Origin of the sequence: Sporofaciens sp. JLR.KK001, assembly GCF_036941055.1 — a bacterium.
In the GTDB taxonomy this organism is placed as follows: Bacteria; Bacillota; Clostridia; order Lachnospirales; family Lachnospiraceae; genus Sporofaciens.
Genome location: NZ_JAYMNO010000001.1, coordinates 2,620,053 through 2,646,852 on the forward strand (window position 1 = coordinate 2,620,053; position 26,800 = coordinate 2,646,852).

Genomic DNA, 26,800 nt, shown 5'->3' on the forward strand with positions numbered 1-26,800 from the left:
AGGTTAAAATGAGTAAGATCATGCAGGGGACAGACGTAGCGAAGGCTATGAAGGAAGAATTGATCTTGAAAGCGGAGGAGCTGAAGCAGAAAGGAGTGATTCCCGCGCTTGCAATCGTGAGAGTGGGCGCGCGTCCGGAAGACCTGGCTTATGAACGGGGAGCAAGGAAACGGATGGAGCTTGTGGGGATCACCTGCAAGGTAATGGAACTGCCGGAGGATATCGGCCAGGAGGAATTTGAACGGGCATTTTCCCGGGTAAACGCAGACCCTAATATTCACGGCATCCTGTTATTCCAGCCGCTTCCCGGGCATCTGGACGCGAATCCTGTAAAGGTGATGATTGATCCATTAAAGGATGTAGACGGCATGAGCCCTGTGAATATCGCGAAGGTATTCGCAGGAGATGAGACCGGATTCGCCCCATGTACGGCGGAGGCTGTTGTGGAGATACTTCGGTATTACGGTATCGGACTTGAGGGGAAGCGGGTAACCGTGGTAGGAAGGAGCATGGTGGTGGGAAGGCCGTTGGCTATGCTGCTGCTTCGGGAGCATGCGACGGTTACGATCTGCCATACGCGGACAGCCGAACTTGAGGCAGAGTGCCAAAACGCCGAGATTCTGGTGGCGGCAGCCGGGAAGGCAAGGATGATCTCGGGAGAGATGATTAGAGAAGGAGCGGTCGTGGCGGACGTGGGTATCAATGTGGATGAGAACGGGAAGCTCTGCGGCGATGTGGATTACGAGGCGGCAGAGACGAAGGCCGCTTACTTAAGTCCGGTTCCGGGCGGGGTGGGAAGCGTCACTTCTTCGGTGCTGGCGAAGCATGTGATAAGGAGCGCAGATTATTTTGCAAAGAATGCTTGCAAGCACTGCAGAGGTGTGGTAGTATAAAGCATATATTTGGCAATAATTTCGGATAGAAAACTCCAAGGAAGGAAATACTTGGAGTTTTTCTAAATTAATAAAGAATTCATAAAGGGGGAATAGTATGTATGATACTATCAATGCAATAGTAAAAAGTGTGAACAGCGTTGTGTGGGGCTGGGGGATGATCATCCTGCTGCTTGGAACACATGTATTCATGACGGTCCGTACAGGATTCATCCAGAGATTCACGGTCAGCAAGGGTATTAGGCTGTCGGTTGCGAAGGATCCGGATGCGGAGGGCGAAGTATCACAGTTCGGAGCGCTTACGACGGCGCTGGCGGCGACTATAGGTACCGGTAATATCGTCGGCGTCGGTACGGCAATCGCACTTGGCGGGCCGGGAGCAGTCTTATGGTGCTGGCTTACCGGTGTGTTCGGCATCGCGACGAAGTATGCGGAGTCCTTCATCGCGGTAAAATACAGGGTGAAGACGGAAGACGGCCGTATGCAGGGAGGAGCCATGTACGCGTTAGAGCGCGGGCTTAATATGAAGTGGCTTGGAATGTTATTTGCCTTCTTTGCAGCGTTTGCATCCTTTGGGATCGGATGTGCGACTCAGGTCAATGCCATTGCGGAGATTTGTGATACGAACTTCCATATTCCAAGAACCATTGTCGGTGTCGCGATCGGCGTGCTGACGGCGATCGTGATCTTTGGCGGCATCAAATCCATCGCACGGGTCTGCGAGAGACTGGTTCCGTTTATGGCGGTATTCTATGTCCTTGGCTGTATCATTATCCTGTGTATGAATTATGATTACATAATCCCGGCACTCCGTGTGATCTGCAAGCTTGCATTCGCACCGGGCGCGGCGGCAGGCGGTCTTGTGGGAAGCGGTATCCGGATGGCGATCCAGTATGGAGTAGCAAGGGGCCTGTTCTCCAATGAGTCGGGTCTTGGTTCTGCACCGATCGCGGCAGCGGCGGCACAGACCAGGAATCCGGTGCGCCAGGCGCTGGTGTCCTCCACGGGAACGTTCTGGGATACGGTCGTGGTATGTCTGATGACAGGACTGGTGCTGGTGACGACGATCATGAAGAACCCGGGGATCAATGCGGATTCTATCGATAACGGCGGGCAGCTTACCACATTGGCATTCGGACAGATCCCGTATCTCGGGCCGATCATACTGACACTTGGTATTATTACATTTGCATATTCGACGATTCTTGGATGGGCATATTACGGCGAGCGGTGCGTGGAATATTTCTCGGGCAAGGCAGGTCTGCTTCCGTACCGTATCCTGTATATCGCGGTGGCAGTGATCGCTCCGGTGGTAGCGCTTGATCTTGTGTGGCTGATTGCGGATACGCTGAACGCGCTGATGGCAATCCCCAATCTGGTGGCTGTATTGCTGCTGTCGAATGTGATCGTCAGGGATACAAGGAAATATATCAGGGATCTGGATGCGAAGGATGACACGCAGATTCCGGTAGTCAGGCGATAAAGAAAGGGAAGAATAGTATGAGTGATGAAGTGAGACGTATAAAGCGGGAATTGGCCTATGAGGGGACGATTCTCAATGTGTATCGGGATTATATGGAATTTGCGAACGGCAATCATGCGGTGTGGGATTACATTCATCATGACGGTGCGGCGGCTGTCGTACCAGTAATGGATGATGGACGTCTCCTGATGGTGAAGCAGTATCGGAACGCGCTGGAGAGGGATACTCTGGAGATTCCGGCAGGGAAGCTGGACGCGCCGGGAGAACCGGGACTTGAGTGTGCAAGCCGGGAGCTGGAGGAGGAGACCGGATACCGGTCCGAGAATCTGGAATGGCTTATCACGCTTCGGACGACGGTTGCATTCTGTAATGAACGGGTGGAGATCTTCGTGGCGAAGGATCTGATCCCGTCCCATCAAAATCTGGATGAGGATGAATTCGTGGATGTGAAGGCGTATTCTGTCCAGGAGCTGAAAGAGATGATCTTCACAGGGAAGATCGAGGATTCCAAGACCATTGCGGCGATTCTGGCTTACGAATCGAAATATCTGAGATAGTATAACGAATATATTTATTTCCCCGGCATATAATGAAGTATCTGTAACAGTGGGAGGAATGCTTGTGAGGATACATGAGAACAAGAAGTTCTTGATCATTTTTTGTATGCTGGGGTTTTTTGCCGGAATCATCTATGCGAATCTGATGTCAGAGGATACGATCGCGGGTATGGGTATCTTCAGTGAATTTTTCCTGAATCAGTACAGTCAGGCGGAGATTGATATGACAGAATACCTGTGGTATGTGGTGAGAGTCCGTGCTGTACCTCTTATATTGGTGGCGGCGCTTGGATGTACCAGGCTCAGGAAAGGGATTGCGGCCGGATTCCTGGCATGGACAGGCTTTGGCGGCGGAATGATCATGACTTCGGCTGTCCTTAAGATGGGACTTAAGGGGCTGATCCTGTGCCTGATTGCGTTGACGCCGCATTTTGTATTCTATGCGGCGGGGTTCATGGTTCTGCTGTGGTATCTGTTTACCTATCCGGAAGCCAAATGGAATCCGTCTAAGATGATCAGTATGGTGTTATTTATCATCGTCGGTATTCTGCTGGAGTGTTATGTGAACCCGATCATCATGGAATTGTTCTTAAAGACGCTTTAGTGTATTGTCTGCATTATATATGGCCTATAATGCAGACGGAAGTCCGTATTCATACCATGTCCGCAATACCCGGGACAGGCAGTATTCGGCATGGATGATCTGATACAGCCCGGGGCTTGCGGCCTTAAGCCTGCCGGGATCGATGATATACTGCCAGAATCCCTCGGCGAAGAATTCCATCTCGTCTCTTACGCAGTCCGATCCGTATGTCCGGATAAAGGAAGCGCTCTCTGACTGGTAGATGGACTTGAATGTGTCAGTATAGGAAGGAAGGCCTACATAGAAATCAAACCAATGCCCAATCTCGTGGATGGGTGACTGAGAAGCAGCGTCTGACCGTGATTCGATCAGGATACGCTGCTCTTCGTAGTTTGTGGTCGCCATGACCTGGTTGTATTTCCCTTTGTAGTAGGTCTGTCCGATATTCTTATCCGTCACATAGATACCCCAGCCCTCTCTTACAAATGCATCCTGGAGATACGGCGGCAGTAACGCGAGCTGCTGGTTGACAATCGCTACGATCCCGTCGTCTGCATTGCCGTCCTTCTGGCATTGGATGGAGGATAGGGGGTCGTCCACATGATCCGGTCCAAATGCGATGTCCTGTACCTGCTTAGGGTTAAGCTTCGCGGCGCGGACGGAAGCTTCGGCCGCTTCCTTCTGCTGCCGGATCCCCAGAGCAACGAAAGCTGTGAGGATGATGATCAGCAGCAGGAGGAAATATATGAGTCCGTTTTTATTCTTTTCCTGTGTCTTCATAGATGTCTTTATGGAACCTCCCAAATTCTTATACGAAATTATTTTAAAGGATTTGGCGGTTTCTGTCCAGAGAATACCGAATGTTCACAAACATTTCAAAATTATGCGGATGAATGAGCAGGCTGCTGATCTTTCAGCTGGATTTCCGCAGATAATATTGCAGGTACAGCAGGCAGAACAGGAAGATCAGGATCTGGCTTGCCAGAAGCCCCCACAGATATCCTTCGATCCCGAAGATTGGGATCAGGAGGAAGACGCTCGCGATCCGTATGCCGAGACTTGCAGAATTAATGCTGAAGGAAAGCGTTGTCTTTCCGATTCCGTTGATCATGCTGATCAGGGTGTTGTTGGTGTACAGGAACGGGCAGATCCAGGCTAGGGTAATGATATAATCCCCTGCCATGGAGCTGTGGAACAGAAAGGCTCCGATCCATTCTCCAAAGGTAAGAAGACTTACACAGCAGATGCTTCCAAGAAAGATGCAGGAGTAGGTGACCTTGCCTACCAGATTGGACAGTTCCCGGCGGTTGTTGAGTGTCTGTATCTCTGCCACCGTGGGGAGAAGCATGGTGGATACGGAATTGGTGATCGCGGATGGAAAAAGGATGCAGGGCAGGGCCATGCCGGTCAGTACCCCGTAGGTACCAAGCGCTTCCGAGAGCGGCATTCCGTGGGCTTGAAGCCTTACAGGGATGGATACGGCCTCGATGCTCTGCAGGACATTTAAGAGCACCCGGCTTGCGGTTAAGGGGACGGAGAGCGTAAGCAGTTCGCGGCTGTGCCTTAAGGAACCGCGCAGGCGGAACCGCGCTAGGGTCTTTAAGACTTTTTTGCCGGTCAAAGCCCTGAGACAGAAGACGGAAGAAGCGATCTCTCCCGCGATCAGGCCTGTAACGGCGATAGCGACGCCAAAACGGATCCCGTGGTTGATTCCGTACAGATAGAGCAGGCAGACGCTGAAGATCCGTACGGTCTGCTCTATGAACTGGGATATGGCGGGGATTCCGGTCTGCTTCAGCCCGAAGTAGTAGCCGCAGATACAGCTATGAACAGATGCAAACGGAAATGCATAGGAGAGGATGATGAGCAGGTTTTCGCACCGCGGTTCCTTAAGAAAAACTTCGGATATGGGAACGGCGTATTTCTGTAAAAGAAGAGTGACGATAACAGAGAGGGAGACGGACAGGAGAAGGCTTGTATATAGGATCTCCCTTGCTTCCCGGCGTTTTCCCTGTGTGATCCGGGCGGCAACACAGCGGGACAGAGCAAGCTCAATGCCGGCGGAGGTTAGGGAAAAGCAGAGTGCGTAGATAGGAAATACAAGCTGGTACAGGCCGACTCCTTCCTCTCCGAAGGTGTGGCTCAGGAAAATGCGGTAGAAGAATCCCATAAACCGGGTAGCGAATCCGGTCAGTGTTAAGATAAAAGTCCCTTTGATGATTGCACGTTTTCGTGACATGGCGGGCTCCTTTGATTTATCGTATTATTACAGCATATTCCAAAAGGGGACTTGACAGAACAAAAAAGCAGTGCTATTCTACATATGGAAATATCCTAGCAATTTGCTAGGAATTAAAAATGTTTAACTGGAATGAAGGTGAGTGAGTGAAGCTTTCTACAAAGGGAAGATACGGCCTTCGGGCCATGATAGATCTTGCCAGATACAGTGAGAAGGAGCCGGTCTCCATCAGCAGTATTGCGGCAAGGCAGGATATCTCGGAGCGGTATCTGGAGCAGTTGGTCGGGCTTCTTAAGAAGGCGGGGCTGGTGTGCAGTATCCGCGGTGCGGCGGGGGGATATATCCTGGCAAGAGGCGCATGCGAGATCTCCGTGGGAGATGTGCTGCGTGCGCTGGAAGGGAGCCTTGAGCCGGTCAAATGCGCGGCGTTCTATTCCGAAGAGGGATGTATGGCTTCGGACGGCTGTGTGACCAAGTATGTATGGCAGAAGATCAATGACAGCATTAACGAGACGGTGGATCGGATGATGTTAGATGAACTGGTCCGGGAGAGCAGACGGCTGAATCCGGAGGGTGAACTGGAGAATCCGAAGTGTAATGTATAAATTCAATAGAGAAGAGGAGAATAGAGATGGGAAAATTCATTTACCTGGATAATGCGGCGACGACGAAGACAGCGCCGGAGGTAGTGGAAGCGATGCTTCCGTATTTTACAGAGAATTACGGCAATCCGTCCAGCGTATACACATTTGCTTCCGGCAATAAGGAGGCGATCAGCGAGCAGAGGGACGTGATCGCGGAAGTGCTTGGCGCGAAGAGCAACGAGATCTATTTCACAGCGGGGGGATCAGAATCCGACAACTGGGCGCTTAAGGCGGCTGCGGAAGCTTACGGAGATAAGGGGAATCACATTATCACGACGAAGATCGAGCACCATGCGATCCTCCATACGGCAGAATATCTGGAGAAGAGGGGCTATGAGGTCACTTATCTGGATGTGGACGAGGACGGGAAGGTGCGGCTTGATGATCTGAAGAAAGCGATCCGGCCGACCACGATCCTGATCTCGGTGATGTATGCCAATAACGAGATCGGAACCATTCAGCCGATTCGTGAGATCGGCAAGATCGCCCATGAGAAGGGGATTCTGTTCCACACCGATGCGGTCCAGGCATTTGGCCAAGTTCCGATCCATGTGGATGAGTGCCATATCGATATGCTGAGCGCCAGCGGACACAAGCTGAACGGACCGAAGGGGATCGGCTTCTTATATATCCGCAAGGGTGTGAAGATCCGTTCTTTCGTACACGGCGGAGCCCAGGAGCGGAAGCGCCGTGCCGGTACGGAGAATGTGCCGGGGATCATCGGACTTGGTACGGCAGTACGGCGGGCTGCGGCGACGATGGAAGCGAGGGCAGAGAAGGAGAGCGGGCTGCGCGACCATATGATCAGCCGGATCCTGGAGGAGATCCCGTATTGCCGGCTGAACGGACATAAGACGGACAGGCTTCCGAATAATGTGAATGTAAGCTTCCGGTTCGTGGAGGGCGAGTCGCTTCTGATCCTGCTTGACGGCAAGGGGATCTGTGCGTCCAGCGGTTCAGCGTGTACTTCCGGGTCGTTAGATCCGTCCCATGTGCTTCTTGCCATCGGGCTTCCCCATGAGATCGCCCATGGGTCTCTTAGGATGACGCTTAGCGACGAGACGACGGAGGAAGAGATTGATTATGTAGTGGACTGCTTAAAAGAGATCGTGGGTACGCTTAGGAATATGTCGCCGCTCTATGAGGATTTTCTTAAGAAAGAGAAGAAGTAAGATGCCTGTAACAGTGAAGGTATCCGAATTGTTACGATAAAAAAGATTTTTTAGGAGGAATCAGGAATGTATACAGAGAAGGTAATGGATCATTTTCAGCATCCAAGGAATGTAGGAGAGATCGAGGATGCCAGCGGGGTAGGTACGGTAGGCAATGCAAAATGCGGTGATATCATGCGTATCTATCTGGATATTGATGATGATCAGATCATACAGGATGTGAAATTTAAGACCTTTGGGTGCGGCGCCGCCGTGGCGACGAGCAGCATGGCGACGGAGCTTGTGAAGGGCAAATCTATCTATGATGCGCTTCAGGTGACGAATAAGGCGGTGATGGAGGCGCTTGATGGGCTGCCGCCGGTGAAGGTGCACTGTTCGCTGCTTGCGGAAGAAGCGATCCATGCGGCGCTGTGGGATTATGCAGAGAAGCATGGGATCAAGATCGAAGGGCTTGAGAAGCCGAAGTCGGATATTCATGAGGATGAGGAGGAAGAAGAGGAATATTAATTTTTATGGATAAGAAGAAAGTGGTAGTCGGGCTGTCCGGAGGGGTGGATTCCTCTGTGGCAGCCTGGCTGTTAAAGGAACAGGGCTATGACGTGACAGGGGTCACGATGCAGATCTGGGAGAAGGAAGGGGAAGAGGCTCAGGAGGAACAGGGCGGATGCTGCGGTTTCAGCGCGGTGGAGGATGCCAGAAGAGTGGCGGCTTCCCTTGGGATCCCGTATTATGTGATGAACTTCAGGGAGGAATTCAAGGCGAACGTGACCGATTACTTTATAGACGAATATCTTCATGGAAGAACGCCGAATCCCTGTATTGCCTGTAACCGTTATGTGAAGTGGGAGTCACTTCTAAGGAGAAGTATGGAGATCGGCGCGGATTATATCGCGACCGGGCATTACGGCAGGATCGATCGTCTGCCAGGCGGCAGATATGCGCTTAGAACCTCCAGTAACGTCGCCAAGGATCAGACCTACGCGCTCTATAATCTGACGCAGGAGCAGCTTGCGCATACCCTGATGCCGGTGGGAGAGTATACCAAGGAGGAGATCCGCAAGATGGCGAACGACATCGGCCTTAGGGTAGCGGATAAGCCGGACAGCCAGGATATCTGCTTCGTACCGGACGGGGATTATGCGTCTTATATTGTGAGATGTGTTGGAACGAGCAGGAGAATAGAACCGGGGAATTTTGTCTTGTCTGACGGAACGGTCGTCGGACGGCACAAGGGGATCATTCACTACACGGTGGGACAGAGGAAGGGATTAGGACTTGCTCTTGGACATCCGGTATTCGTCCTTGAGATCCGTCCTGAGACCAACGAGGTCGTAATCGGGACGCATGAGGAATCTCTGGCTTACGAGGTACGGGCAAACCGGGTGAATTTCATGTCGGTGGAGGATCTGACAGAGGAGAGAAGAGTCTGGGCTAAGATCCGTTATAATCACAAAGGCGCCTGGTGCAGGGTGTGTAAGACAGGTGCGGACGAGATTCGGTGTGTGTTCGAGGAGCCTCAGCGTGCGGTCACTCCGGGACAGGCGGTGGTGCTGTATGATGGAGAACACGTGCTGGGCGGGGGAACGATCACCGGAGCAGCGTAAGCTTCTAGTACATCATTGCATTAATTCTCGAGTAATAAGCACTATTACTTCAAGATTAATGCAATGATGTACTAGCGGCAGGTTGGAGAAATTTCTATAGCCATATATTTTTGTGAGAAAGTTACAAAATATATGTGGATAAGATGTGGTATTTTGGCGTTTGGCACGATAAATCAGGAGGAAATTCCGTCCATGAAATTACAGAGAAAAGATGAGATCATCCGTCTGGCCGCAGAGAACCGGGTGATAAAGGCGAATGAATTGTCGGAGCTTTTTCAGGTTTCGATGGAAACCATACGCAGGGATTTGACGGATCTGGAAAAAAGCGGTGTGATCAGGCGGATACATGGAGGCGCCGTCCTAAATGTTGCGAACAGCATCGAGCCGGATTATTCTTACCGGGAGATTAAGAATTATGAGGAAAAGCTGCTGATCGGCAGAAGGGCTGCATCGCTTGTGGAGGACGGGGAGACAATCATCATTGATATCGGGACGACGGCGCTGGAATTCGCAAGATTCCTTAAGGGTAAGAAGAAGATCACGGTATTGACCAATTCTCTTAAGATAGCTCTGGAGCTGATGGATGACGCAGACATTACGGTGATCATCCTTGGCGGCGTGGTGAGATACGGGGAAGGTACAAGTTCTGGCTTCTGGGCGGAGGATATGGTGGACCGGTTCTATGCGGAGAAGTTATTTCTGGGCGTCGGGGCGTTGGACGCTAGGAGCGGGATCATGGATTATCATATCGAAGAGACGAATCTGAGGCGGCATTACATTACGCACAGCAAGAAGGTGATCGCTATGGCGGATTACAGCAAGTTCGGCATCAAGGCGCTCAACGAGGTCTGCACACCGGATCGGATCGACTGTCTGATCACGGATGAGAAGGCGGATAAGAAGATCTTAAAGGAGTTAAGAGAGCGGGGGATTGAGATCATCGTCACATAGATATATAGGTAACACATATGTGGGATAAGTTGCGATTAAGTAACTTTCCCACATTTTTATTTGCTGAAAATAATATAAAATGCACAAAAAATCTGATTATTGTGGATTTGCACAAAAATAATAATTGTGATAGATTGTGAAATAGAAAAACGGCCGTGAAAAAAATGAAGGAGGATACAAGATGTCATTTGATCAGATTATTTTATGGGTGATGGCGTTCGGCGCACTGATCGGCGCAGCGGACAAGATCATCGGGAACCGGTTTGGGTTGGGCGAGAAGTTCGACGAAGGATTTCAGGCGATGGGTTCCCTGGCGCTTGGGATGGTAGGGATCGTGTGTCTGGCTCCGGTAATCTCTAAGGCGCTTGGTCCGGTGATCATACCGGCGTGTCAGGCGATCGGAGCGGATCCGGCGCTGTTTGGTTCGATCCTTGCCAACGATATGGGCGGCTATTCACTGGCCATGGAGCTGGCGCAGAATCAAGAGGCAGGTTTATTTGCAGGAAATATTGTGGCGTCCATGCTTGGATGTACGCTGGTATTCTCGATTCCGGTGGGCTTAGGACTGATTGAGAAGGACGACCGGCAGTATTTTTCCAAGGGACTGCTGATTGGACTGATCACGATCCCGATCGGCTGTATCATCGGCGGATTCATCGCAGGGTTTGCTCTAGGGATGATTCTGATGAATACGCTGCCAATCTTGATCATCTCCGTACTGCTTGCGTTGGGGCTTAAGGTGATCCCGGAGAAAATGATCAAGGGGTGTACGATATTCGGGCAGTTTATCACGATTGTCATCTATATCGGCTTGGCGGCAGCGGCATTCGAGCACATTACAGGGATTGTCCTGATCCCGGGGATGGCGCCGATCATGGAAGGGATGGATGCGATCGCAGGGATCGCCATCATACTCCTTGGAACTTTCCCGGTGCTTTCCATCCTGGTGAAGCTTCTGGACAAGCCGTTGAACGCTGTAGGAAGGAAGATGGGAATGGACGCGGTCAGCGCGGCGGGAATCGTATTCACCCTTGCGAATTCCGTACCGGTATATACTATGATGAAAGATATGAAGAAACGGGGGATTATTATCAACACGGCATGGCTGGTTCCGGCAACAGCGGCGCTTGGGGACCATCTAGGATTCACGGCGGGAGTACAGCCGTCCATGATCACACCGGTAGTGGTTGGAAAGCTTGCGGCGGGTGCAGCCGCGATCGTGTTTGCATATTGGATGACGAATAATATGAATGAGGAGGAGAAGAATGAGTAAATATTATATGGGGATCGACCAGGGAACGACCGGGACGACAGTATTGGTCCTTGACGAAGAGTGGAACTGCCTCTCAAGGGGATATAAGGAGCACACACAGCATTTCCCGCAGCCGGGATGGGTAGAGCATGATCCTATGGAGATCTGGGAGAAGATACTGGAATCCATAGATATGGCGGCAAAGGAGGCCGATATCAATATGGAAGAGGTTACCTGTATCGGCCTTGACAATCAGGGGGAGACCGTGGTGCTGTGGGATAATGTGACGGGAGTGCCGGTCTATAATGCAATCGTATGGCAGGATAAGCGGACGGCAAGGGAAGCCGATGTGATCGGCGAGAAGCACGGAGATATGATACGCGAGAAGACAGGGCTTGTGGTGGATGCGTATTTCAGCGCGACGAAGATCAGATGGATCATCGACCATGTACCCGGTGTGAAGAAGAAGATAGAGGCTCGCAGGATCAATGCGGGAACTCTGGATACTTGGATGATCTGGAAGATGACTCACGGGAAGGTATTTGTGACGGATCAGTCTACGGCGTCGAGAACCATGCTCTTTAACGTACACACGGGTGAATGGGATCAGGAGATCCTTGATATCCTAGGGATTCCAAGATCCATTCTTCCAGAGATCAGGGACAGCGCCGAGGTATATGGATATACGGATCCGCTGGATTTCTTCGGCGCGGGTATCCCCATCTCCGGCTCTGTGGTGGATCAGCAGGCAGCGCTATTCGGGCAGGCGTGTTTTGAACCGGGAACGGTTAAGACCACATATGGAACCGGCTGTTTCATGCTGATGAATACAGGAGATAAGCCTATTTATTCGGCAAACGGGCTGCTGACTACGGTAGGCTGGGGATTGGATCAGGGGCATATGACCTTCGCTCTGGATGGCGGGATCTATATCGCTGGGGCGGCAGTCCAGTGGCTTAGGGATAAGCTTCGGATTATCGAGCATGCGAAGGATACGGAAGCGATGGCAGAAAGTGTGGAGGATACGGGCGGAGTGTTCTTCGTGCCGGCATTCTCCGGTCTTGCGGCGCCCCATTGGGATCAGTATGCGAGAGGAACGATGGTTGGTGTGACTGGAGGAACCACGAGAGAGCATATTGTGAGGGCGACGCTTGAGAGTATGGCGTATCAGGTGAAGGATAACCTGGATGTGATGATTGGGGATTCCGGTATTGAGATCGAAGTGATGCGGGTGGACGGCGGAGCCTCCGTGAATGAATTCCTGATGCAGTTCCAGGCGGATATCCTGGGAATTCCGGTGGATGTTCCGGAGATCACGGAGACGACGGCGCTTGGGGCGGCGTACTTGGCTGCCTATGGTGTCGGTGAGTTCAAGAGCCTGAATGATATCAAGGGCAAATGGAGATTAAGGAAGCGCTATGAGCCGTCCATGGATGAGAAGACCAGGAAGAAGCTTCTGGATAAATGGCACAAGGCGGTGGAGCGTGCCAAGGACTGGGAAGAGAATTAAGCTTGATGGCCTGCGGCCGGTTTGCTGTGCAGATTGGACGCAGGCAGAAAACAGGAGGGAGAAACATGCAGAAGACAGATGTAGTAGTGATAGGAGCAGGCGCAGTGGGCTGCGCCGTCGCAAGGGAATTGTCCAAATATCAAGTCCATGTAACGGTGGTAGATAAGAGGGATGATATCGGCGGAGACGCGTCTAAGTCCAACAGCGCCATCATCCATACTGGGTATGACGCCGCGCCGGGTACGCTGGAGTCTCAGCTTGTGGTGGCTGCCAATCCCATGTATGATGAACTGACCAAGGATCTGGACATCCCGTTTGAACGGATCGGCGCGGTGCTGCCGGCATTTACCGGGGAACAGTTCGAGAAGCTTCCGGCGATCAAGGAGAAGGCATTCCAGAACCATGTGTATGACGTGGAGTATTTGTCCAGAGAGGAACTTCTTCTGAAAGAGCCGGAGCTGAACCCGGAAGTCAAAGGGGGGTTATATATCCCGCGTGAGAGCATTATCGACCCGTTCATCCTCGTGCAGGCCCTTGCGGAAAATGCAAATGAAAACGGCGTAGACTTTATGCTGAACACGGAAGTAACCGATATCAGGACTGCGGAGGGATCTGTGACTGCGGTAGTGACAACACAGGGGGAGATCGAGACTTCTTATGTGGTAAATGCCGCTGCCCTCCACTGCGACGACATCGCGGCAATGGTCGGGAAGGCGGATTATAAGGTGGTGGCAAGAAGAGGCCAGTTCTATATCTTGGATAAGAATACGAATTGTAAGGTAAAGAATATCGTACTGCCGATCCCGACGAAGATCACAAAGGGGAAATTAATGACGCCGACCATCCACGGCAATATGCTGGTGGGACCTACGGCTGAGGATTTGGATAACAAGGTGGATGTGTCCGTGACGGCCGAGGGGCTTGACAGCATATATGAGGATGTAAGGAAGATGATCCCTAGTGTCAATATCCGGGATACCATCACACAGTACAGCGGACTTCGCCCTAACCGGAATCCGGAGGGGCTTCATGTGGATGTCTATGACGACCTGAAAGGCTATGTGAACCTGTCGGGCGTGCGTTCAACGGGGCTTACCCTGTCCGTAGCCATGGGCAAATATGTGACGGAAAAATTAAAAGAGATCGGGCTAAATCTCATTTTAAAGGATGATTTCAAGAAGACGAGGAAGGGAATTCCGTGTTTCCACAAGATGACGGAGGAAGAACAGGAGGCCGTCATTCGGGAGAATCCTCTGTACGGAACGATCATCTGCCGTTGTGAGACTATTACGGAAGGCGAGATCGTAGATGCGATCCGCCGGCCGCTTGGAGCGAGAACCGTGGATGCGGTGAAAAGACGAGTAAGAGCCGGAATGGGACGGTGCCAGGGAGGCTTCTGCGGTCCGAAGGTGATCGAGATCCTGGCAAGGGAGTTGGAGATTCCGGCAGACCAGGTGGAGAAGAATCTGAAAGGATCTTATATGGTAACCGGAAGGAACAAAAAGCAGAGGGAGAATGGATATGTATAGAGTAGAATGTGACGTAGCGGTGATCGGCGGCGGCCCGGCAGGTTTATCGGCAGCCGTTGCAGCAAAGAAAGAGGGATCCGGGGAAGTTCTGGTGATCGAACGGGATGAGAGTATCGGAGGGATCCTGCAGCAGTGTATCCATCCCGGATTCGGACTTACATATTTCAAGGAAGAGCTTACGGGACCAGAGTATGCGGCAAGATTCGCCAAGGAAGCGGCCGAAAGGGGCGTAGAATTCCTGCTGAATTCTATGGTTCTTGAGATCAGGAAGGAGGAAGGAGAGATTCTCTGTGTGAACCGGGAGCATGGTCTGACGACGGTCCATGCGGCAAGCATCATCCTTGCCATGGGATGCAGAGAACGGACGAGGGCCAATATTATGATACCGGGAAGTCGTCCGGCAGGAGTCTACACGGCCGGGGCCGCCCAGAGGCTCGTAAACCGCCAGAACCAGATGGTGGGAAAACGGGTCGTGATCCTTGGTTCCGGGGATATCGGGATGATCATGGCGCGCAGGATGACACTTGAGGGCGCGGAGGTTCTGGCGGTGATCGAGCTGATGGACTATCTGGCGGGGCTTACGAGGAATAAGGTACAATGTCTGGATGATTTCGGCATACCGTTGTATCTGTCCCATACCATCACGAAGATCGACGGTTATCAGAGGGTGGAAGGAGTCCATTTCGCGCAGGTGGGCGCGGATAAAAAGCCGGTAAAAGAAACCGAGAAATATCTGGAATGTGATACGCTCTTGCTGTCTGTAGGGCTGATCCCGGAAAATGAACTTACCAGGAAGGCTGATATAGAGATCTCCCCGGTCACCAATGGACCGAAGGTGAACCAGTATATGCAGACCTCCGCAGAGAATATATTTGCCTGCGGCAATGTGGTGCATGTCAACGATTTAGCGGACAATGTAAGCGTGGAGAGCCGAAGGGCCGGAGCTTATGCCGCAAGATATGCGATGGGATGTCTTGCCAGGGAAACAAATAGAGTGGAAAATATGCCGGGTGGGAATGTCCGTTATCTGTGTCCCCAGTCGGTCAGCGCTGCAGATGAGGACGAGACGGTGAGCCTCTACTTCCGTGTGCTTCATCCCGATGAGAAGGTGATCATCCGGGCAAAGTCAGGGGATAAGATATTATCGTCAAAAAAAGCGGCGCGGGTGAACCCGGGTGAGATGGAGCATATAGAGATCCATACGAAGGATATTGAAGAGAATGAAGTGACCGTTGAGGTGGTAAAGGAGGGATAACCGTTATGAAGAAGGAGATCATCTGTACTGTATGCCCGATGGGATGCAGGATCACCGTGGAAGGAGAGGGTGAGAAGATCGAAAGTATCACCGGGCATACCTGTAAGAGAGGGGAGCAGTACGCATCCGCTGAATTCGCACATCCGGTCAGGATCCTTACGACTACGATGAGGCTTGAGGGCGGGAAGAATCCGGTGATTCCGGTGCGCTCCGCCAAACCGGTGCCGAAGGAGAAGATCATGGATTGTATGGAGGCGATTCGGGGAAGTGCGGCAGAAGCGCCGGTTAGGGTGTATGATGTACTGATTGAGAATGTGTGCGGCACCGGTGTCGATATCGTGGCAACCGGGGAAGCGTAGAGGTATTCCATAGCCTTCTTTCCTTCGTCAAATAGCATAGACTTTGGTATCCGGTTATGTTATACTGAATCCGGCACGATATTAAAGAGTTGAGAAGGTGAGATTATGCTGTCAGATTGCCACATGCACACAGGATTTTCCTTGGATTCTGATGCGAATCCGGAGGATATGATAGAAAGCGCCCTTGCGAAGGGATTAGATGCGGTCTGTTTTACGGACCATGAGGATAAGGACTATATAAGTGAAGGGAACCAGTGGACCTTCGACGTGAAGGAATATTTTGACCGGATGAGGGTATTGCAGGAGCAATACCGGACTAGGATTCCGGTGCGGATCGGTGTGGAGATCGGATTGCAGCCGCATCTTGGTGCCTATTACCTGGAGTATGTGGGGCAGAATCCGTTTGATTTCGTGATTGGATCCGTCCATCTGATTGGTTCCAGGGATCCGTACTATAAGGAGTTCTTTGAAGGGCGCAGTGATGCGGATGCATATGAAGAGACTTTCTTGGAGACCTATGAGAATATCCGGAAGGTGGAGGACTTCGATGTGCTGGGACACCTGGACTATGTGACCCGCTATGGAAGGCATAAGGAAGAGGAATATTCTTATAGAAGATTTGGAGATATCATCGATCAGATCCTGCGGTATCTGATCGAGCACGGGAAAGGGATCGAACTGAATACCGCGGGGCTAAAATACGGCCTTCCTTACGCACATCCGCATAAGGATGTGCTTAGGCGTTATCGGGAGCTTGGCGGGGAGATCTTGACGATCGGGGCAGATGCCCATAAGCCGGAGCACGTCGCCTATGACTTCCAGAAGGTGCCGGAGATCTTGAAGAGCTGCGGATTTCGGTATTATACAGAGTTTGTTGGGCGCAAGGCAGAGTTTAAGAAGCTGCCGTAAGGTGGGATTCATCCTGACAGAGCGCCAAGCTTTATCGCGACACGGGCGGTGAAAATGAGGGGCTGCGCTTAGCATGCGCAGCCTTTTTGCTTAGTTATCACTGTGGTTTGTTCATGGTTTGTTCATATGGTTTTTATCTATTGCGCAAATTTTAAATTGATAGTATAATAACACGATAACGAACTAAAGTGTTTAGCATATTAGGATGGGACAAAGTAATGAACAAGGATATTATGATGCGGATAGAAGAAACATATCCTTCTATGACAAAGAAACAAAGACGGATTGCCGATTATATGAGAAAAAATATTGACACAATGGCATTTGTCACGTTAAAGGAGTTGAATAAGGAACTGGGAATCACAGAGATAACCATCTTAAATACCTGTAAGGTTCTGGGATATAAGAGCTTCAATGAAATGAAATATGAAGTACGTAAGTATATCAATGTCAACCGGCGGATGGATATATATAAACAGAACGACTATTTTAATACTGCGCTGCCCGAATATGAGCTGAGTGATAAAGAGCGTCTGCTAACAGAGATATGTATGGAAGAACGGTGCCTTATAGAAGAGTACATTAAGAATTTTGACTGCCGTCAGGTTATGGAGACGGCAAGGCTTTTCATTGAATACCATAAGATCATATTATGCGGGAGAGGGTTATCCCATATCCTCTGTCAGTGGCTTGCCTCAGATCTTGCAGGATCACAGATTCCGTCTATGATCGTTAATACTGAGTTGAATGAAAGTGTCTACTCTGTCCTCCCCGCTTTGGATGCAGATACATTGTTTGTGGCGATTTCATTTCCAGATTATTACTTTATGACAGAACAGATGACAAAGTATGCGAAGATGAAGGGAGCGAAGATAGTCGGCATTACGGACAGTCCGGGAGCGGGAGTAGCGAAATATGCGGATAAGCTTCTGACAGTCCGCAGTACGACCAGGATGTTTCTGAATACGGCTTCTGCGCCTATGGCCATGATCAATATGCTGGTGTCAGCGGTTAAGATCGAGGGCGGTATGGAAGAGGGTGTAGTGGGAAAGGAGTTTGGCGAACTTTTTTAATATCTGTTCCCGGATCGCCGGATATGCGGACAGGGTTGCCTAATTAGTGATGGATTAGTTTTTTGGTAAAATATAATAAATACTATAGTTTAAAATATGCAATTTGTACAAAATTGCATATTTTTTTGAATATCTATATTCAAAAACTATAGTATTTGCTATAATAGACAAAAGATATATTAGATATAGACAATGTATATATCTAAATAAACCAAAAGCATAAAGGAGGTCAATTTATGAAAAAGAAATTGATTGCATCACTGCTTATGGCGACAATGACATTATCGCTTGCGGCATGTGGAAAAGGCGACGGAGGATCATCCGGAGGGTCCGGAGGATCCGGAGGCGGAGAGGAGCAGTATTATAATACTTATCTTCAGACAGAGCCTTCCACACTCGATTCCATCAAAGGAAATGACAATTACAGCCGAGGCATCCTGATCAACACCATGGAGCCGCTGACACGTCTGGTTGAAAAGGACGGAGAGCAGGTAAGGGAGGCGGCGGGCGCCGAGAGTTGGGAGTCTAATGAAGACGGCACCGTATGGACATTCAAGATCCGTGACAATAAGTGGTCTGACGGTCAGGAAGTAACAGCGGCAGACTATGCTTATGGTATTACACAGACATTGAACCCGGACGCAGGTTCCCCGAACTCATTCTTTACAGCCAGCTTCATCAAGAACGGAAGCAAGGTAGTGAACGGAGAAGCTTCTGTGGAGGAACTTGGTGTGAAAGCAGTCGATGACAAGACGCTGGAGATCACACTGGAAGCTCCAACCCCGTATTTTATGTCGCTGACCGATACGAGGGCATGTTATCCGGTACGTCAGGATTTCGCGGAGCAGTACGGAGAGACTTATGGATCAGAGGCTGAGAATTTCGTTGGAAACGGACCTTTTAAGATTGAGAGCTGGACACATAATTCTGAGATTAAGCTGGTGAAGAATGAGAATTACTGGGACGCTGAAAATGTGAAGCTTGATAAGATTAATTATGCGATCATCAATGATGAGACGGCTGTGTTCAACTCCTTTGACAGCGGTCAGTTGGATTGGTGTTCTACGGGTACGGAGGAATGGGTGAACCGTTTTGACAAAAAGGAAGGTGTGGACAGAATCGATGCAGTGATTCCTTCCATGCGTTATGATTTCTTCAATGTGAATGACGAACTGTTCAGCAACCTGAATGTGCGCAAGGCATTCGTACTTGCCGTTGACAGAGAGGATATGGCGAAGACGATCTATCAGGATATGCATATCCCGGCGTACTGGTGGGTTCCGCAGGCAGTTTCCACAGGAGAGCTTGGCGATTACCGGGATCAGGTAGAGGCTCCGCTTGAGAAGATAGCGAAGGAAGAGGACGCAAAAGAGCTGCTTCTTAAAGGAATGGACGAGTTGGGACTGGGAAGCGATCCTTCCAAGATCACGGTAAAATATTCTCTGAGCGCGACAACCCAGTGGGCGCGTAATTACGGAGAATATGTTCAGCAGAAGTACAAAGACGTCCTGGGCGTCAATATTGAACTGGATTTCAACGAGTGGTCCACTTTCCAGCAGAAGACTAACAGCGGTGAGTACCAGATGGCTAACATGACCTGGAGTACGGATTATGACGACCCAATGTCCATGATCTCCCTGTTTACCACAGAGAATTCCAGTAATATCCCGACAGGCTGGTCGAACGAGGAGTTCGATGCATTGATCGATCAGGCAGGAAAAGAGATGGATGAGGCGAAGAGAGTAGACCTTTATTCCCAGGCAGAGCAGATCCTGTTCAACGAGGGATGCAATATCTGTCCGCTTGTCAATGAGATGCAGCATATATTCCGCTACAGCTATGTAAAGAATGTGGACGAGAAGTTCACATCTACTTCTGGATTGAAGTATGTATATATTGAAGGAAGATAGGTAGCATGAAGATACCGTCGCCTGCTTCCAGGCGATGGTATCTTTTTTTGTACTTTGCCGGGCAAAGCCCGTCCGAAAGGGCACAGAAGAAATCAGAACGAAAAAGGGAGAGAAGAGATGGCAAAATTTATCATAAAGCGTATCGGATATATGCTGATCACGCTGTTTATCGTCATTACGGCAACATTCTTTCTGATGCACAGTATCCCCGGAGATCCCCTTGCGCATATGGCCAGGAATCTCCCGGAACAGACGAGAGAGAATTATTATGAAAAATATGGACTGGATAAATCGACTCCTGAGCAGTATGTGATCTTCATGAAGAATCTGCTCACCAAAGGAGAGATGGGGGAGTCTTTAAGATATCCGGGGCGCGAGGTTACAGACACGCTGATGACCAATTCGGCGGTATCTGCAAAACCCGGCGGAATGGCGCTGGTTGTAGGTCTTATCATCGGTATCCTTCTGGGGATCGTCGCTGCCCTTAATAAGAATAAGTGGCCGGACTATATTGTCATGTTTATTGCGATCCTTGGGATCACGGTGCCTGTCTTTGTTCTGGCATCCGTCCTTCAGTACATCTTCAGCGTGAAGCTGATGGTGCTTCCGACAACGGGATGGGGAAGCTGGAAGAATATCGTGCTCCCGATCATTGTACTGAGTTTTGGAACTATAGCGACATATGCACGATATGTGAAATCCAACATGCTGGATGTCATGGGACAGGATTACATCCTCACGGCAGAGGCAAAGGGCGTCAGCAGATTTAACGTGGTCAAAAAGCATGTCCTTAAGAATGCATTCCTTCCATGTATGACACTTCTGGTGGGACAGGTGTCCGGTATCTTCACCGGTTCTTTCGTAGTGGAGAAGATCTTCGGTATCCCGGGACTTGGTTTCTACTATATCAATTCAATCAATGACAGAGACTATACGATGATCATCGGTACAACGATCTTTGCGGCCGCGCTGTTCGTATTCGTACAGCTTGCAGTGGATATCGCGTATAGTCTTATGGACCCGAGAATTCGTGTGAAGTAGGAGGAAGAGCAGATGTTGGTGAACCATGATGTGACAAATATGATGGAAAATATACCTGATGAGAAATTCAAGATCATCGGAATTGATAAAGATGCGGAAGCACCGTCAAGGCCTCGGATCGGTTACTGGAGAGACGCGTGGAGAAGGCTTCGGGAGAATAAAGTAGCGTTTGTGGCGCTGATCATTCTTCTGATACTGATCTTTTTCATTATCTTCGGCCCTGCGATCAGCGGTTATGAATTTGAACAGATAGATTCAGATGCGATCAATCAGGGGCCAAGCGCGGAGCACTGGTTTGGAACAGATGATCTGGGCAGAGATCTTTTTGCCAGAGTATGGCAGGCGGGACGTGTCTCTATCATCATCGGTATCTTAGGCGCCGTGATCGCCAGTGTTGTGGGGAGTATTTACGGCGGAATCGCCGCATATTTCGGAGGAGCGGTGGACGATATCATGATGCGTATCGTAGAGGTACTCTTAAGTATTCCGTACCTGATCATCGTTATCCTGATCTCGGTCGTAACAGACAGCAAGAGCCTTGGAACCATGCTGGTCGCCCTGACGCTTACCGGGTGGTGCGGAATAGCAAGGCTTGTACGCGGCCAGATGCTGCAGCTTAAGTCGCAGGAATATGTACTGGCAGCCAATGCGCTGGGTGTTGCTCCTATTAAGATCATATTAAAGCATATGATACCGAATACGATCGGAATGATCATCGTTGCCATTACCTTTGATATTCCGGGATATATTTTCTCAGAAGCATTCTTAAGTTATGTAGGACTTGGAATCCAGCCGCCGTCAACAAGCTGGGGCGCGCTCGCTTCGGCAGCACAGCAGAACTTCATGTTCTACCCTTACCAGCTTTTGTTCCCGGCGCTGATGATCGCCCTTACTATGCTGTCATTCACGCTGCTGGGCGACGGCCTTCGGGATGCACTGGATCCGAAATTACGAAAATAGGAGAGACGGATATGGAAAAAGATAAAATATTAGAAGTTGACAATTTGAATGTTTCCTTTAATACATATGCCGGAGAGGTAAAGGCTGTGCGCGGCGTAAGCTTTGAACTTAGTAAAGGAGAGACGCTTGCGTTCGTAGGAGAGTCCGGATGCGGGAAGACAGTAACTGCCAAGTCGATCCTCCGTCTCTTGAAACCGCCTTTTGCAGTGATCAAGCCGGAGTCGAAGATCATCTGTAACGGAAAAGACGTACTGAAGATGAGTGAGAAGGAGTTGTGTGAGTTCCGCGGGGATGAAGTGGGCATGATCTTCCAGGATCCAATGACTTCCCTGAATCCGACGATGACGGTGGGCAACCAGATCATGGAGAGTCTGATGATCCATAAGAAGCTTGATAAGAAGGCGGCAAAGGAAGAAGCCGTCAATATGCTCAAGCTGGTCAATATCCCAAGCCCGGAGAAACGTATTGATAATTATCCCCATGAGATGTCCGGCGGTATGCGCCAGAGAGTCATGATCGCCATTGCCCTGGCATGTAACCCGAATGTGTTGATTGCAGATGAACCTACGACGGCGCTGGATGTAACGATCCAGGCGCAGATCATGGATCTGATGATGGAGTTAAAGACCAAGATGAACACAGCGATCATCCTGGTTACCCATGACCTGGGCGTTGTGGCTAATTTTGCGGACCGTATCCAGGTGATGTATGCCGGAGAGGTAGTAGAGCGGGGAACGACGAAAGAGATCTTTAACGAGAGCAAGCATCCATATACCTGGGCGCTGCTTCGGTCTGTGCCGAGGCTTGGCAGCGAATCCAAAGAAGAACTCTACGCCCTTGGCGGGACGCCGCCGGATCTGCTGCTTCCGCTGAATCACTGTCCATTTGCAGACAGATGCGAGTACTGTATGCCTATCTGTAAAGAATGTAAGCCTAAGGAGACGGTTCTTAGCGATACACACAAGGTATCCTGCTGGCTGATGCATGAGAAGGCTCCGAAGGTAGAGTCGTTTTATGATAGGAGGGATAAATAATGGGTGAATATATCGTAGAGGCGAAGAATCTGTGTAAATATTTCAAGGCAGGCAAGAACCAGACGTTAAAAGCGGTAGACGGCGTAAATATCCAGCTTAAGAAGGGCGAGACTCTCGGGCTGGTTGGTGAGTCCGGGTGCGGTAAGACGACCTGCGGACGTACACTGGTGAAGCTATATGAAGCCACAGGCGGTACGGTGCTGTTTGAGGGAAAAGACGTATCGAAGCTTAAGGGAAAGGAACTGCTCGGATTCCGCAAGGATGCCCAGATCATCTTCCAGGATCCGTATGCATCTCTGGATCCCCGTATGACTATCGGAGAGATCATTACCGAGGGAATGAATGTGCATTTCCATATGTCGGAGAAGGAGAAAGAGGCGAAGGTGAACGATCTGCTTCACAAGGTGGGACTGAATGCGGAGTATGCCAATCGGTTTGCCCATGAGCTCTCCGGCGGACAGCGGCAGCGCGTGGGAATCGCGAGGGCGCTTGCCGTGGAACCGAAATTCATTGTCTGTGACGAGCCGATCTCTGCTCTTGACGTATCGATCCAGGCACAGATCGTAAACCTGCTGATCAAGCTGCAGCGAGAGATGGGACTGACGTACCTGTTTATCTCCCACGACCTGTCTATGGTAAAGCACATTTCCGACAGGGTGGGCGTTATGTATCTGGGGGTTATGGTAGAACTTGCCGGTAATCATGCGTTGTATGATCATCCGGTCCATCCGTATACACAGGCGTTGATCTCGGCTATTCCGGAGGCAGATCCGGATGAAGAAGAAGGAAAGTCAAGAGTGCATCTGGAAGGCGAGGTGCCAAGTCCGATCAATCCTCCTGCCGGATGCCGGTTCAAGGGAAGATGTAAGTACGCGAAGGAAATCTGCGGACAGGAGATGCCTGAGTTAAAAGAGGTAGAACCAAACCATTATGTGGCCTGCCACATGTGCGGAAAGAAAGATTGGTGAAGATATCCTGGCAAGGACATACAAGGGCATTGTTGCTGTAAGAGAAGAATTCAGAATAGAGAAAAGGAGTGCAATAAGAATGCTGACACAGGCATATATAGAGAAGATACTGGATTATGCGGTTTCATGCAAAGTGGATTATGCCGAGGTGTTCTTTGAGGATGCGGAGCGGACAAGGGTTGATCTCGTGGATTCGGAAGTTTCCAAATGTTCCTGCACAAGGGAGAGCGGGATCGGAATCCGTATGTTCCGGGGATTAGAATGTGAATATCTGTATAGTGCAGATACAAGAGAAGAGAAAGTGCTCAGGCTTTTGAAGGAGTACCTTGGCACAGGAGGCGTTTTCGGTAAGAGAACGCCTCTTTCCGCAATGACACCTCATGAGGTCACGATGTACCGGATGGCTCCGGGCCGTATGGCGCTGCAAAAGAAGATCGGGTTATTAAAGGGAATCGTCAAAACCGGGAAAAGCGAAGAAAGCTGTATCGTACAGGGACGGGCAGGTTATCTGGATACAGATCAGCGGGTACAGATCGCCAATACAGAGGGAATATATGCACAAGAACGCAGGTTACGGACAAGAGTGCGTCTGCTTATGACGGCAAAAGACGACAGACAAGGAGATCGTCAGACATGTTTTACAGGACCTGGAGCCATGTGCGGACCAGAGTTTCTTGAAGACGGCAGACTGGAAGAACATGCAAGGAAGATTGCCCGGAATGCGAAGAACATGCTTGGGGCCAGGCCTTGTCCGGTGGGCCGGATGCCGGTGATCATTGCCAATGGGTTCGGGGGATTATTCTTCCATGAGGCGTGCGGACATTCGTTGGAGGGGACCTCGGTTGCCAACGGGTGCTCTGAATTCGCAGGCAAGATCGGGACCAGGATCGCTTCAGAGAAAGTAACACTGGTGGATGACGGTTCTATGGCCGGGGAATGGGGGTCTCTTGGGATTGATGACGAAGGGATACTGACCCGGAAAAATGTGCTGATTGAGAGTGGTATCTTGAAGGGATACCTTTTAGACAGGATGGAAGCAAAGCGGATGGGACTTAAACCAACCGGTTCGGCAAGGAGAGAGAATTACCGGTTTGCCCCGGTTTCCCGTATGACGAATACATATATCGCCCCGGGGACGGACAAGCTCTCAGATATGTTGGATTCGGTAGATAAGGGGGTGTTCGTGAAGGATATTAATGCCGGATCAGTGGATCCTCTGACAGGGGAATTTAACTTTAATACGGGAGAGACATATCTGATCGAAAAAGGAGAGATCACTGTGCCGCTTAAGAGTGCAACTCTGATCGGCACAGGAAGAGAGATCCTGCCGAAGGTCGATATGGTGTCGGATGATTTCGCGCTGGGTCAGGGATATTGCTATGCAGGAAGCGGTCAGATCCCGATCGGAGCCGGCCAGCCTGCAGTGCGGATCACGGAGATGACAGTGGGAGGAAAAGAATTATGACAGGTGTATGGGAAGAGACGAATGTCAGAAATTTCATCAGGCGGCTTAAGGAAGAAGGATTTGAGCATATAAGGCTGTCGGTTAATTCCAGAAAAACACTGTTTCTTGCGGTACAGTGCCAGAAGGTGAAGACATATGAATGTGGAAACAGCAGGATGTATGCTGCGGAAGCGGTATGGGACGGAGAGTACTGCTGTGCGTCTGCGAATTCCCTGGATGAGGGAGACGAGATGATCTGCAGACTTAAGGAGACGGCGGGAATCTTCGGCAGCCGGGAGTTTCCGGATAAGATAAGAGAGAGCAGAGATTACAGGGGGCAGCGGTGGCGCACGATTGAAAAAGAGGAGATCGCAGAGTGCTTAAGGTACGCGGAACGGGAGGCGCTTTCCTGTGAGAAGGCAGATTTTGTGGAGCGATGTGAATATCAGCAGTATGAAGAAACTATAACCTTGCTGGATGAGGATCTGAATTATCTGGCGGACGACGACGGGGATTGTACATTTACGATCCGGGTGTCGGCAAGAGACGGCGACTCTGTGTCGGCTGCGACGAAGCTTGCGGTAGTGGATATAAAGGAACGGGAAGAATTCTTAAGAACCGTACAGGATCTGGCGAGACGGGCGGCTAAGCATGCCAGATTCGGTCTTCATGGGGAGAAACTTCTATCGGGAAGTTATCCTATCGTGTTAGAAAACTGTGTGATGGCAGAGTTTATCGGACACTATCTGCCTATATTCTATGCAGAGAATATCAGGCAGAACAGCAGTGCGCTGACAGGTAAAGAGAAGAAACAGGCAGGATGCCGGTTTCTCAGAATAGAAGAAGATCCTTTCAGCGTGAAAGGGACGCGCAGACGGAGGATCGATGATGAGGGGACGCCGGTTTCCGAGAAAATCCTGATCAAAGAAGGTGTATTCGAAGCTTCATTATATAATAAGAAGAGCGCGGCCGAGGCGGGGTGTAAAAGTACCGGGAATGGATTTAAGCCGGATGCTACGGCGGATATCGGAACGGGAGTTACGAACGTCATCCTCTCATCGGAGAAAGATGTATTTGCGATAAAAGAGATGATCAGGGCTTCGGAAGGCGGAGTCTATATTACAAAGGTTGAGGGGATGTTCGCGGGAGCAGATACGGAGAGCGGAGATTTCTCTCTGCTGGCCAGCGGAAACCGGATCGAGAACGGACAGGTGTGCACAGCGGTCTGTCAATTTACGATATCGGGAAATATCTGTGAATTGTGGAAGGATATTGAAATGATCGGTGATGATCCGGTGTACCGGATGACAGGCGCGGCGTGTGTCGTGAGCCCGACAGTCAGGGTGAAAAGCCTTATGGTGTCCGGGGAATGAAGATGCGTTGGGAGAACGGGAGGAGGCCTGGATTTGATCATGGCAAAGAAACCGGTA

Annotated in this window: 25 protein-coding genes; 23 read left to right on the top strand and 2 right to left on the bottom strand. The window is 50.3% G+C overall.

Going from position 1 to position 26,800, the window contains the following annotated elements:
- The first annotated feature begins 8 nt into the window (after window positions 1-8).
- The 4 genes from VSQ62_RS13490 (at window position 9) to VSQ62_RS13505 (ending at window position 3,537) form a co-directional block, all read left to right on the top strand.
- A complete protein-coding gene (locus VSQ62_RS13490) occupies window positions 9-893 on the top strand; it encodes a bifunctional 5,10-methylenetetrahydrofolate dehydrogenase/5,10-methenyltetrahydrofolate cyclohydrolase (protein ID WP_334635397.1) in 885 nt (294 codons plus the stop codon).
- Window positions 894-990: 97 nt separating this feature from the next.
- A complete protein-coding gene (locus VSQ62_RS13495; protein WP_334635398.1) occupies window positions 991-2,376 on the top strand; it encodes an alanine/glycine:cation symporter family protein in 1,386 nt (461 codons plus the stop codon).
- A gap of 17 nt (window positions 2,377-2,393) precedes the next feature.
- On the top strand, window positions 2,394-2,933 hold the full coding sequence (locus tag VSQ62_RS13500; protein WP_334635399.1) for an NUDIX hydrolase: 540 nt from the start codon (window positions 2,394-2,396) through the stop codon (window positions 2,931-2,933).
- 58 nt (window positions 2,934-2,991) lie between these two features.
- Window positions 2,992-3,537: a stage II sporulation protein M gene (locus tag VSQ62_RS13505; protein ID WP_334635400.1), complete on the top strand. Its 546-nt coding sequence runs from the start codon at window positions 2,992-2,994 to the stop codon at window positions 3,535-3,537.
- Between the two features lie 24 nt (window positions 3,538-3,561).
- On the opposite strand, the gene VSQ62_RS13510 is transcribed toward VSQ62_RS13505, so the two are convergent.
- Both VSQ62_RS13510 and VSQ62_RS13515 read right to left on the bottom strand, forming a co-directional pair.
- Window positions 3,562-4,296, bottom strand: a complete 735-nt coding sequence (locus VSQ62_RS13510; RefSeq protein WP_334635401.1) for a hypothetical protein — start codon at window positions 4,294-4,296, stop codon at window positions 3,562-3,564.
- A gap of 133 nt (window positions 4,297-4,429) precedes the next feature.
- Window positions 4,430-5,755 carry a polysaccharide biosynthesis protein gene (locus VSQ62_RS13515; protein ID WP_334635402.1) on the bottom strand — a complete coding sequence of 442 codons (1,326 nt, stop codon included), beginning with the start codon at window positions 5,753-5,755 and terminating at the stop codon, window positions 4,430-4,432.
- Window positions 5,756-5,901: 146 nt separating this feature from the next.
- Between VSQ62_RS13515 and VSQ62_RS13520 the strand changes: the two genes are divergently transcribed.
- The 19 genes from VSQ62_RS13520 (at window position 5,902) to VSQ62_RS13610 (ending at window position 26,743) form a co-directional block, all read left to right on the top strand.
- The gene (locus VSQ62_RS13520) at window positions 5,902-6,360 is read left to right on the top strand and encodes an RrF2 family transcriptional regulator (RefSeq protein ID WP_334635403.1); all 459 of its coding nucleotides are present in this window, start codon (window positions 5,902-5,904) and stop codon (window positions 6,358-6,360) included.
- Between the two features lie 26 nt (window positions 6,361-6,386).
- Window positions 6,387-7,571, top strand: coding sequence for a cysteine desulfurase NifS (gene nifS / locus VSQ62_RS13525; RefSeq protein ID WP_334635404.1), 1,185 nt, complete (start codon window positions 6,387-6,389; stop codon window positions 7,569-7,571).
- Window positions 7,572-7,637: 66 nt separating this feature from the next.
- Window positions 7,638-8,078 carry a Fe-S cluster assembly scaffold protein NifU gene (gene nifU, locus VSQ62_RS13530; protein ID WP_334635405.1) on the top strand — a complete coding sequence of 147 codons (441 nt, stop codon included), beginning with the start codon at window positions 7,638-7,640 and terminating at the stop codon, window positions 8,076-8,078.
- Window positions 8,079-8,083: 5 nt separating this feature from the next.
- Window positions 8,084-9,175: a tRNA 2-thiouridine(34) synthase MnmA gene (gene mnmA / locus VSQ62_RS13535; RefSeq protein ID WP_334635406.1), complete on the top strand. Its 1,092-nt coding sequence runs from the start codon at window positions 8,084-8,086 to the stop codon at window positions 9,173-9,175.
- Window positions 9,176-9,367: 192 nt separating this feature from the next.
- Window positions 9,368-10,126, top strand: a complete 759-nt coding sequence (locus tag VSQ62_RS13540; protein ID WP_334635407.1) for a DeoR/GlpR family DNA-binding transcription regulator — start codon at window positions 9,368-9,370, stop codon at window positions 10,124-10,126.
- A gap of 181 nt (window positions 10,127-10,307) precedes the next feature.
- Window positions 10,308-11,399, top strand: a complete 1,092-nt coding sequence (locus VSQ62_RS13545) for an ethanolamine utilization protein EutH (protein ID WP_334635408.1) — start codon at window positions 10,308-10,310, stop codon at window positions 11,397-11,399.
- Window positions 11,392-12,888 carry a glycerol kinase GlpK gene (gene glpK, locus VSQ62_RS13550; protein WP_334635409.1) on the top strand — a complete coding sequence of 499 codons (1,497 nt, stop codon included), beginning with the start codon at window positions 11,392-11,394 and terminating at the stop codon, window positions 12,886-12,888. The genes VSQ62_RS13545 and glpK overlap by 8 nt, the downstream gene beginning before the upstream one ends.
- Window positions 12,889-12,953: 65 nt before the next feature.
- Window positions 12,954-14,417: an NAD(P)/FAD-dependent oxidoreductase gene (locus tag VSQ62_RS13555; protein ID WP_334635410.1), complete on the top strand. Its 1,464-nt coding sequence runs from the start codon at window positions 12,954-12,956 to the stop codon at window positions 14,415-14,417.
- Window positions 14,410-15,672 carry an NAD(P)/FAD-dependent oxidoreductase gene (locus VSQ62_RS13560; protein WP_334635411.1) on the top strand — a complete coding sequence of 421 codons (1,263 nt, stop codon included), beginning with the start codon at window positions 14,410-14,412 and terminating at the stop codon, window positions 15,670-15,672. The genes VSQ62_RS13555 and VSQ62_RS13560 overlap by 8 nt, the downstream gene beginning before the upstream one ends.
- A 5-nt stretch (window positions 15,673-15,677) precedes the next feature.
- Complete coding sequence (locus tag VSQ62_RS13565; RefSeq protein ID WP_334635412.1) at window positions 15,678-16,031, top strand: DUF1667 domain-containing protein; 354 nt, start codon at window positions 15,678-15,680, stop codon at window positions 16,029-16,031.
- Between the two features lie 105 nt (window positions 16,032-16,136).
- A complete protein-coding gene (locus VSQ62_RS13570; RefSeq protein WP_334635413.1) occupies window positions 16,137-16,940 on the top strand; it encodes a histidinol-phosphatase HisJ family protein in 804 nt (267 codons plus the stop codon).
- A gap of 218 nt (window positions 16,941-17,158) precedes the next feature.
- Window positions 17,159-18,013, top strand: coding sequence for a MurR/RpiR family transcriptional regulator (locus VSQ62_RS13575; RefSeq protein ID WP_334635414.1), 855 nt, complete (start codon window positions 17,159-17,161; stop codon window positions 18,011-18,013).
- A 236-nt stretch (window positions 18,014-18,249) separates the two neighbouring features.
- Window positions 18,250-19,923 carry a peptide ABC transporter substrate-binding protein gene (locus tag VSQ62_RS13580; protein WP_334635415.1) on the top strand — a complete coding sequence of 558 codons (1,674 nt, stop codon included), beginning with the start codon at window positions 18,250-18,252 and terminating at the stop codon, window positions 19,921-19,923.
- A 117-nt stretch (window positions 19,924-20,040) separates the two neighbouring features.
- Entirely contained in the window at window positions 20,041-20,964 is a 924-nt protein-coding gene (locus tag VSQ62_RS13585; RefSeq protein ID WP_334635416.1) for an ABC transporter permease, read from the top strand.
- A gap of 12 nt (window positions 20,965-20,976) precedes the next feature.
- On the top strand, window positions 20,977-21,924 hold the full coding sequence (locus VSQ62_RS13590) for an ABC transporter permease (RefSeq protein WP_334635417.1): 948 nt from the start codon (window positions 20,977-20,979) through the stop codon (window positions 21,922-21,924).
- An 11-nt stretch (window positions 21,925-21,935) separates the two neighbouring features.
- On the top strand, window positions 21,936-22,958 hold the full coding sequence (locus VSQ62_RS13595) for an ABC transporter ATP-binding protein (protein ID WP_016217269.1): 1,023 nt from the start codon (window positions 21,936-21,938) through the stop codon (window positions 22,956-22,958).
- Complete coding sequence (locus tag VSQ62_RS13600; RefSeq protein ID WP_334635418.1) at window positions 22,958-23,926, top strand: ABC transporter ATP-binding protein; 969 nt, start codon at window positions 22,958-22,960, stop codon at window positions 23,924-23,926. The genes VSQ62_RS13595 and VSQ62_RS13600 overlap by 1 nt, the downstream gene beginning before the upstream one ends.
- 79 nt (window positions 23,927-24,005) lie before the next feature.
- Window positions 24,006-25,391 carry a TldD/PmbA family protein gene (locus VSQ62_RS13605; RefSeq protein WP_334635419.1) on the top strand — a complete coding sequence of 462 codons (1,386 nt, stop codon included), beginning with the start codon at window positions 24,006-24,008 and terminating at the stop codon, window positions 25,389-25,391.
- Complete coding sequence (locus tag VSQ62_RS13610) at window positions 25,388-26,743, top strand: TldD/PmbA family protein (protein WP_334635420.1); 1,356 nt, start codon at window positions 25,388-25,390, stop codon at window positions 26,741-26,743. Before VSQ62_RS13605 ends, VSQ62_RS13610 begins: the two co-directional genes overlap by 4 nt.
- Window positions 26,744-26,800 lie beyond the last annotated feature (57 nt).